General features: G+C 38.9%; 9 protein-coding genes. 5 read left to right on the plus strand and 4 right to left on the minus strand.

All coding sequences use genetic code 11. The annotated features are described in order from the left end of the window. Positions 1 to 46: 46 nt before the first annotated feature. On the minus strand, positions 47 to 1,663 hold the full coding sequence (locus N3I35_01700) for an ATP-binding cassette domain-containing protein (protein ID MCX8128796.1): 1,617 nt from the start codon (positions 1,661 to 1,663) through the stop codon (positions 47 to 49). A 427-nt stretch (positions 1,664 to 2,090) separates the two neighbouring features. On the opposite strand from N3I35_01700, the gene N3I35_01705 reads away from it, so the two are divergent. After that, positions 2,091 to 2,555 carry a QueT transporter family protein gene (locus tag N3I35_01705; protein MCX8128797.1) on the plus strand — a complete coding sequence of 155 codons (465 nt, stop codon included), beginning with the start codon at positions 2,091 to 2,093 and terminating at the stop codon, positions 2,553 to 2,555. A gap of 241 nt (positions 2,556 to 2,796) precedes the next feature. Further along, positions 2,797 to 4,944 (plus strand): ATP-binding protein, encoded by a 2,148-nt coding sequence (locus tag N3I35_01710; GenBank protein ID MCX8128798.1) that lies wholly within the window; start codon positions 2,797 to 2,799, stop codon positions 4,942 to 4,944. A 50-nt stretch (positions 4,945 to 4,994) separates the two neighbouring features. Here the strand turns inward: N3I35_01710 and N3I35_01715 are convergent, their stop codons facing one another. Together N3I35_01715 and N3I35_01720 are read right to left on the minus strand one after the other, a co-directional pair. After that, a complete protein-coding gene (locus N3I35_01715) occupies positions 4,995 to 7,112 on the minus strand; it encodes an RNA degradosome polyphosphate kinase (protein MCX8128799.1) in 2,118 nt (705 codons plus the stop codon). Between the two features lie 4 nt (positions 7,113 to 7,116). Next, the gene (locus N3I35_01720; protein MCX8128800.1) at positions 7,117 to 8,664 is read right to left on the minus strand and encodes an HD domain-containing protein; all 1,548 of its coding nucleotides are present in this window, start codon (positions 8,662 to 8,664) and stop codon (positions 7,117 to 7,119) included. A gap of 213 nt (positions 8,665 to 8,877) precedes the next feature. Here N3I35_01720 and N3I35_01725 point away from each other — a divergent pair, with 213 nt between their 5' ends. Together N3I35_01725 and N3I35_01730 are read left to right on the plus strand one after the other, a co-directional pair. Then, positions 8,878 to 9,873, plus strand: coding sequence for a hypothetical protein (locus N3I35_01725; GenBank protein ID MCX8128801.1), 996 nt, complete (start codon positions 8,878 to 8,880; stop codon positions 9,871 to 9,873). Continuing rightward, on the plus strand, positions 9,870 to 10,649 hold the full coding sequence (locus tag N3I35_01730; protein ID MCX8128802.1) for a protein-glutamine gamma-glutamyltransferase: 780 nt from the start codon (positions 9,870 to 9,872) through the stop codon (positions 10,647 to 10,649). Before N3I35_01725 ends, N3I35_01730 begins: the two co-directional genes overlap by 4 nt. 41 nt (positions 10,650 to 10,690) lie before the next feature. Here N3I35_01730 and N3I35_01735 read toward each other — a convergent pair whose 3' ends face one another. Continuing rightward, on the minus strand, positions 10,691 to 12,526 hold the full coding sequence (locus tag N3I35_01735) for an AMP-binding protein (protein ID MCX8128803.1): 1,836 nt from the start codon (positions 12,524 to 12,526) through the stop codon (positions 10,691 to 10,693). Positions 12,527 to 12,897: 371 nt separating this feature from the next. Here N3I35_01735 and N3I35_01740 point away from each other — a divergent pair, with 371 nt between their 5' ends. Next, entirely contained in the window at positions 12,898 to 13,545 is a 648-nt protein-coding gene (locus N3I35_01740) for a hemolysin III family protein (protein ID MCX8128804.1), read from the plus strand. Positions 13,546 to 13,677 lie beyond the last annotated feature (132 nt).

The following is a 13,677-nucleotide window of genomic DNA, read 5'->3' on the forward strand; positions in this document are numbered from 1 at the left end:
ATAAACGGCTATTCTTCATAAATAAGAATAGCCGTATCTCATGTAACTAAATATACATTTCTTTCCTCAAAGCAGCAACATCTTCACTTTCAAGGTATTCATCATAAGTCATCTGCCTGTCTATCAAGCCCTTAGGTGTTATCTCAATAATCCTGTTGGCTACAGTTTGGACAAACTGGTGGTCGTGAGATACAAAGAGAATAGTTCCTTTAAAGTTTATCAATCCATTATTTAAAGCTGTAATGGACTCCAAATCCAGATGGTTTGTGGGTTCATCAAACAGAAGCACGTTGGCACCGGAAAGCATCATTTTTGAAAGCATGCAGCGGACTTTTTCACCACCGGAAAGGACACAGGCCTTCTTCAGTGCTTCATCACCTGAAAACAGCATCCTGCCCAGCCACCCTCTAAGGAAGGTTTCCGTCTGATCTTTTGAGAACTGCCTGAGCCAGTCTACAAGATTCAGGTCTACTCCTTCAAAAAACTCGGAATTATCCTTAGGAAAATACGCCTGTGACGTTGTGACACCCCACTTTATACTACCGCTGTCAGGTTTGATTTCCTCCATCAATATTCTAAACAAAGTAGTTTTTGCCAGTCCGTTAGGGCCTACAAACGCAATTTTGTCACCCTTGTTGACCATAAAACCTACATCATCCAATACCTTTTCTCCTTCTAATTCCTTGCTTATTCCTGTTACCATCAGGAGATCATTCCCCGCTTCTCTTTCAGGCTTGAAGTCTACAAAAGGATACTTGCGGGATGAGGGCTTAATATCTTCCAATGTAAGCTTTTCCAGCAGACGCTTACGTGAAGTCGCCTGTTTTGACTTTGAAGCATTGGCACTAAAGCGCTGAATAAACTCCTGCAATTCTTTTATCCTCGCCTCAGTCTTTTTATTCATATCCTTCATCTGCTGAAGTGCAAACTGGCTTGATTCATACCAGAAATCATAGTTGCCGACATAAAGCTGTATCTTGCCAAAGTCGATATCTGCTATGTGAGTACATACCTGGTTTAGAAAATGTCTGTCATGTGATACAACTATTACAGTATTTTCAAAGTTAGACAAAAAGTTTTCCAGCCAGGTTATAGAAGAAATATCAAGATGGTTGGTAGGTTCGTCCAACAAAAGGATGTCCGGATTACCAAAAAGAGCCTGGGCAAGAAGCACCCTTACCTTCTCGTTTCCTTCCAGCTCCATCATTTTTTTGCTATGGAGATCCTCACAAATACCAAGGCCGTTTAACAGTGTAGCTGCTTCCGATTCTGCTTCCCACCCGTTTAGTTCCGCAAACTCTCCTTCAAGCTCAGATATCCTTATCCCATCCTCTTCTGAAAAATCAGGCTTGGAATACAATATTTCCTTCTCATCCATTATTTCACAAAGTCTTTTATGTCCCATAATAACTGTCTTTAAGACTTCAAATTCATCAAACTCAAAGTGATTCTGTTTAAGTACGGCAAGCCTCTTACCGGCTGGTATCACTACTTCCCCCTTGTTCGCTTCAATTTCTCCGGAAAGTATCTTTAAAAAAGTTGACTTACCCGAACCATTGGCTCCAATAAGTCCATAACAATTACCCGGAGTAAACTTTATATTTACATTCTCAAACAGTACACGTCCCCCATATCTGAGAGATATACCATTAGTACTAATCATATACTTAACCTCCATATTCTAAAGTGCCTGAAATATTTTCAACCGGGCACACAAAAGCATACCGCAAACAAAATAACATTATAACATACACTGATATTAGCCGCAACAGATTATGCTATCTGGGTTACATATTTTCCTTAACATCCATGTCATAGAATTTCATAATTCTATTGATTTTAAATTCTACATATTGTATTCTATAGAAAATAAATAAGACAGTTCGAAACCATCCTGTCTATAAATAAAACTATGGGCCTGTTTCCGGTAATATCCGACAGTTTTTACCGGAGGAGTACAAATGTATATAAGGACCTTTAGGTCCTTTTTATTTTTCTGATTAATTTTTCATTAATAATCAGAACAGAAAATAAAGCTCAGGCAATCTGATTATCCGGGATGGTGCTATTAACATGGGAGGCGTTTTCTAATGAATGAGAAATTGAGATTTATGACCAGAGCTGCTGTAATAGCTGCTATGTATGCGACACTGACAATAGTTCTAGGCCCTTTAGGATCTGAGGTCATACAGGTAAGAGTATCGGAAGCACTAACAATATTACCTTTTTTCACATCTGCAGCAATTCCAGGCCTTTTTGTCGGATGTATAGTTGCCAATGTAATCATAGGAAATGGGATTTTAGATATCATATTCGGCAGTCTGGCAACTCTTGTCGCCGCTTTCCTCACATACAAGATGCCCAAAAAGTTTCTGGCCCCCCTTCCGCCGGTAATCATAAACGCTTTAGTTGTAGGTATTATGCTTGGGTATCTATTCGGCACCCCGTATTGGTTTGCAATTCTGACAGTGGGAGCCGGCCAGCTTATTGCATGTTATGTTTTGGGGTATCCTTTGTTAATGGTTTTGGAAAAGTATAGGAATAGATTTTTTTAGTTTTTACAGTTTTTTATCACAGGAACTTTTTGATAAACTATTTAAATCTTAATAAAAAGTTGACAAATTATGATATCTTATTTTTTTAGTTAAGTCGCACCCGAAGATAATTGTTATTTTCAGGTGCGACTTACTTATATTTCCAGAGGATTTTCCCATATTTTATAGAATAAAGGTTTATACATAATTCCCTAAAAATGTTGCCTTGAATGTACTTTTGTCTCAAAAAAGGGGGGATACTATGCTTAACACAGGAAAATCACCGGCAATAATTTTTTTTAGTGCAAGATCTAGAGCAGTCAAAACCTTGCTGATATTTGTGCTGCTATCAATTGTTTTGACAATAATAAGCCTGAAGAACTTCCTGCTTTTCCACAGTGTTGTTGAATTGATAGGGATGTTTATTTCTTTTACCATTGCAATAATAGCATACAATACATATCATATTACACAAAAGCAAAGGCTCACATTTTTAGGGGCCTGCTACTTCTTCATTTGTATTATAAACTCTTTTCATTTGCTTACTTTTGAAGGTTTAGGTATATTTAGCATTAATACATCAGATCTCAGTACTTATTTTTCTACCGCTTCAAAGCTGCTTGAAAGCTTGTCTCTGTTATTTATACCATTACTCTTCAAGTCAAGAAAATTTAGCTTGATAAAGCCTACGACTATTTTATCAATATACGCATTTGTATCAGCATTATTGGCTGTTAATGCATATTTTCACGTAACGTTTGAAACTAGGGCATTGGGAGATACTCAGTTTGTATTTGCAAGACAACTGCATGACTTGATAATAACATTAATTATGCTCACAACATTAGTATTGTTATTTTCGAAGAAATACATAAAAAATGAAAAAATCTTCAATTATGTGATCCTATTCGTAATAATAAAAATCATTGCCCAGTTGTTCTTTATATATCACAATAATTCTACTGATATGTACAGCTCGATAGGACATATCTTATGGCTGATATCTTTTTACTTTATTTACAAGGCACTTATAGAGACCAGTTTGAGAAGGCCCGTCAGCATCTTATTCACAAACCTTAATGATACAAATGCAGAACTAGAAAAGATAACCATGCAACTACAGGAGACCAATCAAAGATTACTCCGGGAAAACATGGAACGCAGACAGACAGAACAAAAGCTTTCTCAAAGCAAAAAACGCTACAAGCAATTGGTAGAACTCCTCCCAGAGGCCTTGCTCCTGCACTGTGACGGTATAATAACCTTTGCAAACACTTCTGCCCTAAAGCTTTTTGGTGCATCAATCCTTGAGGATATTGTCGGAAAACATATACTGGACTTTATTCCTGAAAACCTACACGAAGCTTCAGTCCGCAGTATGATTGACATCAATGATCCCGGATATCTTTCACATTCAGATGAAAAGGAATTTATCCGATTGGATAGGACAACAATTTTTACTGAAGTAATTGCCGCACCTGTAACAGACAACGGAAAAACTTCAGTAATGATCATTGCACGTGATATTACAGAGAGAAAAAAATCAGAGGAACTGAAAAGGAGCGTCTATGAAAAAAATGTTCTGTTGAATAAAACCATTGAAATGGACAGAATAAAAACCGAGTTCTTTTCAAACATATCTCATGAGTTGAGAACACCGCTAAATGTAATATTAAGTACCCTTAAGCTGTCATCCAAATATCTGGGTAATAATTTCTCTGTTGATTATGAAAACAAGATGACCAAGAATTTCGGAATAATGAACCAGAACTGTCTCAGATTATTAAGACTTGTCAACAACCTTATCGATGTGACAAAAATTGATGCCGGTTACTTGAAGCCTTATAAGCAAAACTGCAATATTGTGAGTATAATAGAGGACATTACACTCTCTGTAGCTCAATATGTAGAAAGTAAGGGTATTTCACTCTTGTTTGATACTGACGTCGAAGAAAGAATACTTGCATGCGACCCTGAAAAAATCGAAAGGATAATCCTCAATATTCTTTCCAATGCAACCAAGTTTACAAACCGGGGTGGAAGCATATTTGTAAACATATGTGATAAAGAGACCAGTATTATAGTTTCGGTGAAAGATACCGGCATTGGAATTCCGGAGAACAAGCAAAGTGAAATATTCGACAGGTTCAAACAGGTCGACCAGTCATTGACCCGGAACTTTGAAGGCAGCGGAATAGGTTTATCCCTGGTGAAGTCACTGATAGAAATGCATGATGGAACTATAACGCTTGAAAGTGAACCGGGCAAAGGAAGTAATTTTATAATCGAAATTCCAGTAAAGCTGCTTGAAGGTGATAATTCGATTCTTGCTGATAACAAAAACAATACCCAGGACTCGCGTGTAGAAAGAATAAAAGTAGAATTTTCCGATATCTATCATAATATATGATAGATATGGAAATATGTTTTTAAGTATCCTCCTATTTGCAAAACTACTCATCAAACCAAATCCTTAAAGCTGTTTTTCTCTCTTGTAAGTATTTGTGTAGCCTTGACAGCCTGTTCACAAAAATACTCCTGGCTGTTTAAGGGTTTCTTCCCGCGTTTCTGCACCTTTCTGTAGTTGCCGTCCATATCAAGTATTCTCGCTTTGACATTATCTTTCATATATACATCCAAAATATCCTTTACAGTCTTGAATACATTCCTGTCTTCCAAAGGAAAAAGCAATTCGACCCTCCGGTCCAGATTACGACCCATCCAATCTGAGCTCGACAATAGCATAAGCTCATCTCCGTCATTATAAAAGTAAAAAATCCTGCTGTGTTCAAGAAACCGTCCTACAATGCTTCTCACAGTTATGTTTTCACTCAACCCCTTCACTCCGGGCTTTAAACAGCATATTCCCCTTACAATAAGGTCAATTTTTACACCTGCACATGATGCTTTATATAATTCCTTTATTATCTTATCATCTACAAGAGAATTAATCTTTGCTATAATGCGCGAGCCTTTTCCGTTTCTTGCATTTTCTGCTTCGCGTTTTATCAATGAAGCGAACCTGTTTCTTAAATTCACTGGAGCAACATCAAGCTTGTACATGCTTGAAAGTCTGGAGTAGCCCGACAGCATATTGAATATCGCGGATGTGTCCGCACCTATATACGGATCTGCCGTTAATAGTCCGATATCTGTATAGAACCTTGCAGTAATATCATTATAGTTACCGGTTCCAAGGTGAACATACCTTTTGATACCATCTTCCTCGGACCTTACCACCAAAAGCATTTTACAGTGAGTCTTCAATCCCACAAGTCCGTAGATTACATGGCATCCAGCCATTTCCAGACGTTTTGCCCATATAATATTATTCTGTTCATCAAAGCGGGCTTTCAACTCCACAAGCACTGTTACCTGTTTGCCGTTCTCTGCAGCCTGTGCAAGAGCCTCAACTATCGGTGAATTCCCGCTTACCCTGTACAGGGTTTGCTTGATTGCCAGGACTTTAGGGTCGTATGCAGCACATCGTACCAGTTCTACTACAGGGTCAAAGGATTGATACGGGTGGTGCAGCAGGATATCCTTCCCTGAAATCGCACTGAAGATATCATCTTTGTCGGCAAGTTCCGGCACAGGCTGGGGTTGATACGTAGAATATCTTAAGTGGTCATACTCAGGTAAGGAGCTTATTTTCATCAAAAAAGTAAGGTCTAGGGGTCCGTTTATTTTATATACATTCCCGACAGGTACCTCAAATTCTTCCTTAAGTATGCTCAGTAAATTTTCATCCATTTCTTTCTCAATCTCAAGACGTATTACCATACCCCATTTTCTTTTCTTGATAAATTCCTGAATTGCTTCAAGAAGGTCTTCCGCATCCTCCTCATCCAGTCCCTGGTCGGTATTTCTTGTAACCCTGTAGCACGCAATAGTTATCACCTTATGCCCTGTAAACAGAGTATCTATATTCATTTTCACAATATCCTCCAGAAATACAAAGCAGTCCTTGGAATTTTCTGACGGAACTCTTACCAGTCTGTCAAGTACCGAGGGTACTTGTACCATTCCGAAAATAATATCGTCCTCACCCTCTTCATCCTCATTCTCAAGAAGCAGGGCGATATTGAGACTCTTATTCAGAACCAGAGGAAACGGTCTGCTTCTGTCTACAACTACAGGTGTCAATACCGGATAAACCATTTCCTTATAGTACTTATCAAGGTATGCTCTTTGCCTGTCATCGAGATCCTTTTCCTTCAGAAAAAGAATCCCCTCCTTCTTCAATTTTGGTATCAGCGATCTGTTATAGCAATTATACTGGTCATTTACCATCTTCTGTGCCCTTTGAGCTATATGACCTATCTGTTCGTTTGGAAGCATACCGGAAGGGTCAGGCTCGTTGAAGGATGCCCTCATCTGATCGTACAGAGATGCTACTCTGACCATGAAAAACTCGTCCAGATTCGAGCTGACTATGGATAGAAACTTCAATCTTTCAAGTATCGGATTTTCATTATTATTTTCACTTGCTTCCAGAAGCACTCTTTCGTTGAATTCAAGCCAGCTTAATTCCCTGTTAAAGTAATTCTTACTTATCTTGTTATCACTTTTACTCATACTATCATCTCCTTTGCTTCAGAACGGGCCTATACCCCATAACTTCTTCAAAAAAAGTAACGTTTACCGCAAAATTCCATTCTTCAAGAAGCATATCCTCGGAAGACCACGCATTGAAATGAATTTCCTTTTCCGACGTGAGAACATCCACCTTTTTTATTTTCCGCTTATGAGAAATATCCAGGGCTTCAGCAATCCTTAGTATGGCAGCAAGCTTTGACACTATTATCTGATCCGCATCGTCCAGTATCCTGTAGTTCTCGTCTGTAGGCTTCGGTATGTCATGGCTGTGATACCTGGCAATATTGGCTACCAGGCTGAGCTCCCTGTCAGAAAACCCCATGATATCCTGAAAACGTATTATATTATAGGAGTGTATATCATGGCCGCTCAGGTTTACATACTTACCTATATCGTGCAGTATTGAGGCAGCTCTTAAATACAGCCGCTCTCTTTCTCCAAGCCTGTGTATCTTTTTCATCTGGTCATATATTGAAAGGGCATGCTTTTCGATATATTTGCAGTGCTCTTTATCAATAAAATATTTAGCACCTATGTGCCAGACGGAATTAATAATATCTTCGACCGCTTCCCGCCTTCCCGGCGTATCGAGCCACTCATCGACCATATCAGCAAGGAGTCCGTGCCTCAAAGATCCCATAGGTGCATTTATTCCTTCTGCTTTTGTCATTTTTAGCAGGCTGTTGAACAGGATAACCGATGGCAAGAATATTTCTGCCTGATTTCTTGTGAACCCAAACTCCTTGATCAATTGTGAAGTAGTCAAATTACGCACTTTCAGATACAATTTCTTCAGAGCTTCCTTATTTATATAGTTATTCCCCGGATTTTCACCTGTGTCAGGACATAGATCTATAATTGTTTTCAGTTCCCCTCCCAAACCTATAAAACTGTTAATATTCATTTCTGACAAAAGGGGTTTTAAAAAGTCAAATCTGCTCTCTATAAACTCTTCCATTACCTGAGGAAAGTCCAGTGTTTTCTTTTCAAGTTCTGCCAGAATCTCCCTCAAACGCAGAGATCCTACTTTTATATACTCGGTAAATCTAAGGCTTCCCTTGCTGTATACGGACATCTCGACTCCGCCGGAGCCTATATCCACCATTAGCGTTCCCTTTTCATTTGCCGATTTCAGGTTGTTGATCAGTCCCCTTACTGCCTTATACATAAGAAAACGTGCCTGAGCATTGTTAATAACCTCTACTTCCAGGCCTGATCTTACTCTTACCTGTTCAAGTACATACTCTCTGTTTTCAGCCTCTCTAATCCCGCTTGTGCTTGCCGCACGGTAGTTTTTTATTTTGTATTGCTTCATTATACTGTAAAAACCTGAGAGTGTATCACATAATTCATGTATGGATGATACCTGTATCCTACCAATAGCAAAAGTATCTCTACCGATATGTGTCGGTTTATACAAGTCCTCCAGGAATGTTACCTTTCCATCCCGTGTTACCTGTGCTATAACCATTCTTATTGCATTTGAACCTACATCAATTGCTGCAATAGTTTCAAAATTATGTTTTGGCATACCTTTGCTCCCCTTTGATAAAGAACCTCATGTTCAAATCGAAAACTTTACTGCCTGATAAAAGTTCATACTCAGCTTGCATCTAATCAAATTATAACATTTTATTATGTCAATCTGAACACATAAAGTAGAAATTAACAAATATTATCAATCTCTGCTTTTTTGAATATTATGATACTAAGAGGTTTTACAAGAAAGCAGGTAATATTAATTATGAGTTTGTCAGACTCAAATCCTCCTAGTTTTTTAGATAAGTTAAGAAATGATTCCGGAGTAGACGAGTGTAAAAAATTCTTTAGCAGTCTGGTACGGAAGAATACAAGAAAATCATTACGCCTCATAAACGATGAGCAGCTAAACTTCTCAACGCTTTTCGCACTTCAACCGGTTATAAGAAAGCACGGTCTTTACCGCTACTTGACAGTCAGAAACAAAAATGCCCTCAATATTGCTTCTCAAATACGGGCTGTAAAAAATGGCAGTGAACAAAACAAAGCACGCAGTCCAATGCCAATGACCCATTATGAACTGAAGTGGATGCTGGAGACAGGATACAGGGATGACGGTTTAAGCAATGAATACGGTGAGGTGCTTGATTCTGTTTCAATACTGCTTGCCAGGCAATATAAGGATAAAGCAGCTCTGAATATAATAGCTGAAATGCTGTTCAACAGGTATAGAAACAAAGCTTTTATTTACGATCTGGCGTGGGGCTTGCTTGAATCATCCAACCCGGATTGTCTGGTTTTAATAGCAGAAAGGCTGAATTCAGATGTCTCCTCTGATGTGGAACTTGCAAGAAAGCTCCTTAGCTTCATACCATGTATGAATTCAAATACCGCAAGAGAAAATAAAAAGCTGTATCAGGCCGTTTCAAGCTGGATACATGAAAACTACCCGTTCCTTTATTATACAGGTGAAGGATTTCAACAAACCAGCAATCCTGTGCCATATGCCGTTTCCTATGAGGCTAAATACCTTTGTAGGCCTGTATATCCCGAATCAGGCAAAATAAAGGATCCGCTGGGAGAAAACGAAAATAAACTTCTGAGTGATATTAAGGATCTGGATAGCACTAAAAAGTCATTACTGGCAAATTATTCGTATAGGCTATATTGTCAAAACATATACTGGTGGAATAAATGGCTGACCTATCCCGTTGCTGAACAGGTAAGAATTGCAGAAACGATGACAGGAGGATTGCCATGATAAGTATTTACGGCAGCATTATTGACTTTGATACTTTTACAAATAAGCATCAGCTTGCTGGTTTGAAAAGAAAAATTATTGAAATATTATACTCAAGCAGAGAGGTATACAGGTATGACAGCGAAAACCAGTTACTATTCGAACTATCTTTGAGGAAAAACATTATAGATGCTTCCTTGGCACTCTACCGGAGCAGGTTTTCTTTTAAGGTTTTCCGCAAATCCGTATGCAATGAGGATTATTGGATACGTACAGAAGAAGGCGGTTTTTTGCTAAAAGATAATGCAGCACCCTACGACGCAATACGCGATATTTATACAAACAGCTTCAGATACGGCACCGAGTGCTCAACAGCAATAGTCATCATCTATTATGGAGCACTGGCAAACCTTTTTCCGAGTGGACTTTTTAACGACTTTTTCCCCAAAATCTACCTTATGAACTGGCAGCACCTTGATAACCGTTTGGGAGTTACACATCAAAGAAAAGTCATTGATTATCTGCCCGGTGACTGCAGATATTTTAAAAATCCTGATGTAGATCCTCTTACCCCGGAGTGGCAGGGAGAAAATGCTATAGATTTGGGTGACGGTACATATTATGGACATGGAATAGGTATAAAAACTGTAGATGGAATAATAGAAGCCCTGAACAGACATCGAAAGGAAGGTTCTGAAACACCGGCATATTTAGTGGACTCTGCCACACGTCTGAATATGAGATATCTGGCAAATGTATACAACAGTACTGTATTACCTGTTCAAGCGGGTATATAAAAAGGGACTGCTCCATTTTCAGGAGCAGTCCCTTTAGTATTTTAAAGCTTCTCAATATTCTTTCCTGAAGCCTTTCTCATATCAAGCCCTGCCTTATCAAGCATTGCTTTAACTTTTTCATACTCCAAAGGCCTCTTTATCTTAAGTGTTGTGGTTTTTATCAAATCTTCTTCCGAAATAACAAAATAGCGTATGATTTTGTACTGGGGAATAGTCTTGTTTATGTCTCTGATAGCTGCATCAAATACCGATGCAAGTTCTTTGTCCGCAGGTATGCTTCCCCTCTCGTCTGCCAATTTTTCCTTGTCCACAACCAGCTTTGCACATATCTGGATATCACCGTCAGGAGCGACATTCCCCCATACAAAGGAATCCTTTACTCCAGGTATGTTATTAAGCAGCACTTCATATTCTTCAGGGAATGCTTTTTTTCCGTTTGTCAAAACGATCATTGACTTGGCACGGCCGGTTATCCTTATAAATCCGTCTTCATCAATGGTACCCAGGTCTCCGGTCCTGAGCCAGCCGTCAGCGGTAATTGTTTCAGCTGTGGCATCGGGATCCTCATAGTACCCCAGCATTATATTTCTTCCACGGGTGATTATTTCTCCCATTCCATTTTCATCGGGTGAATCAACCGCTACCTCTATACCAGCCATCGGATATCCTATAGTCCCCGGAACATTTACAAAATCGTTATTGGCTGCTACCACCGGAGAAGCTTCCGTAAGTCCGTAACCCTGCAACAGCCTAAAACCTATCCTATCAAAGCCTACAACCACCTCTGTATCTAATGGCGCAGCTCCTGATACCGCCAGTCTCAAGCCCGGTCCAAGCTGATCAAACACACTCTTGAACAGCTTTCTTCTTATATCAATTCCGATTGAACGCAATAAGTCCGATACTTTTATTAATAATGCAAACAATTTCTCCTTGCCGGATTTTTTTATTCCATCCTGTAGTTTTCTGTACATAGCTTCAAATATAGCCGGAACAGCTACCAATACAGTAACGTTATACTCACGAAGATTTTGTGCTATATGTCTGATTCCATCACAGTACGCAATACAGACACCACTGTGCACCATAAACATCAGTCCTATAGTATTTTCGAAGGTATGATGAAGGGGTAATAGCGATAAATGGACATCCCCGGGCCCAATCGCGATTATCGTACTTACTGCGGTAACATTTGAAGCCAGGTTCGAATGCGACAGCATTACACCCTTTGATGTGCTTGTTGTCCCCGATGTAAACAGGAGAACATGCATCTTTTCTTTATCAATCTGAATATCTGTAAAGGATTTATCCCCTGCGTCCAGCATTTCCTTCCCTTTTCTTATCAGTTCGGGCACAGATAGGAACTTGGAAGCATTTTCAGGCACCTCTACAAGGTTTTCCATACAGATAAAATACTTTATTCTATCATTCTTCTTCTCTATTTCCAGCATCATATTGTGGTAGGCAGGGCTATAGAATATAGCTTCAACCTTGCCCCTCCCGATTAGGTTTTCCACCTCATTCTGGGGGAGGTATTTATCCATAGGTACTGCTATTCCCGTGCCGTTTATCACAGAGAAATAACATACGCCCCACTCATACCTGTTTTCACTTATAACGGATATACGGGTATCCTTCAGACCAATAGATATCAAGGCTGTACCCAGACAGTCGATTTCTCTGTCAAACTCCATAAATGTCTTACCTGTAATCCTGCCATCCTTATCCTTGAACTTGAAAGCGGTAGTATTTCCATACCTGTCCGCACTTCCTTTCACAAGCTCCCTGAGGTCATTTACCTTTCTGGGTTCATAGTAGCCCGTACCTTCGACAACTCTCCTACCGTCCTTATCGGTAATATTCACACCCTTTTTCATGCTAACCTCCTCTTAATCTCCCGGCAGGCCATTTAGTTTATTATATGACCAGGTAATAATTATTATTAATTAAATTATACTTGTAAAAAGAATATTTGGCAAGGCAAATACCAATTAACCTTCCATTAATTGCTAATAAAATACAGGTATGAACCGTTACTTTTTTATTCTTTAGTACACGTTTATATCCAATATATATTTAAAGCACCTTCTTGTGAGTACGGACAAGTTCAGATATTCTAGTCAGATAAGTTTCACTGATTTGCATTTTTACATTGAATTGAATCAATATAAATGATACATTAAGAATTATTAAGGGGTACCATTTCTTAGTAAATAATAAATCATATATACAAAAGGAGGCATATAAATTGTCCAATAAAATAATAAAACTGACATTCGGAGAGGAAGTTGCCAATGCTATATCTCACGGAGTAGCATCACTGGTAGTCTTATGCTCACTTCCTGTCGCCGCTGTTATTGCTTACACCAAAGGCTCAATAACAGATGTAGCTGGCGTGACTATATTCTGTATCTCAATATTCATGATGTTTTTGATGTCGACTTTGTATCACGCCATGCAGCATGACACAAAGCATAAGGTAGTTATGAAAATACTTGATCATATTTTTATATACGTTGCCATAGCAGGTACATATACTCCTATTGCACTATCTGTCATAGGTGGATGGCAGGCTGTAGTCATGCTTGCGATACAATGGGTAATGGTACTGTTTGGTATCCTTTACAAGTCTATTTCAAGACGTTCCATGCCTAAGATATCACTTGTCATATATCTGGTTATGGGCTGGACTATCATAATATTCATGCCCTTATTCATAAAAAATGCCAATCCCCCTTTATTCTGGATGATTTTTGCAGGAGGCATTTTATACTCTCTTGGAGCTGTATTCTATGCAAAAAAAGGGTTCAAGTACCACCATATGGTTTGGCATATTTTTGTTTTTCTCGGAGCGCTGACACACTTTATAGGAATATGCTTCTATATGTATAAATAGCATAAAAACAGTAAGGGGCTGAGATAAAATTTTCTCAGCCCCTTACTGTTTTTATGCAGTCTGATTTCACATATACTCCCGTCTTTGTCAGATACTCTCTCTCTGCATATTGCATTTATTATCACCTGCCTG

This window comes from Clostridia bacterium, assembly GCA_026414765.1.
Classification (GTDB): domain Bacteria; phylum Bacillota; class Clostridia; order Acetivibrionales; family DSM-27016; genus SKW86.

Coding starts and splice junctions, on each gene's coding strand:
- N3I35_01700 (MCX8128796.1), bottom strand. CDS start 1,663: ATGATTAGTACTAATGGTATATCTCTCAGATATGGGGGACGTGTACTG.
- N3I35_01705 (MCX8128797.1), top strand. CDS start 2,091: ATGAATGAGAAATTGAGATTTATGACCAGAGCTGCTGTAATAGCTGCT.
- N3I35_01710 (MCX8128798.1), top strand. CDS start 2,797: ATGCTTAACACAGGAAAATCACCGGCAATAATTTTTTTTAGTGCAAGA.
- N3I35_01715 (MCX8128799.1), bottom strand. CDS start 7,112: ATGAGTAAAAGTGATAACAAGATAAGTAAGAATTACTTTAACAGGGAA.
- N3I35_01720 (MCX8128800.1), bottom strand. CDS start 8,664: ATGCCAAAACATAATTTTGAAACTATTGCAGCAATTGATGTAGGTTCA.
- N3I35_01725 (MCX8128801.1), top strand. CDS start 8,878: ATGAGTTTGTCAGACTCAAATCCTCCTAGTTTTTTAGATAAGTTAAGA.
- N3I35_01730 (MCX8128802.1), top strand. CDS start 9,870: ATGATAAGTATTTACGGCAGCATTATTGACTTTGATACTTTTACAAAT.
- N3I35_01735 (MCX8128803.1), bottom strand. CDS start 12,526: ATGAAAAAGGGTGTGAATATTACCGATAAGGACGGTAGGAGAGTTGTC.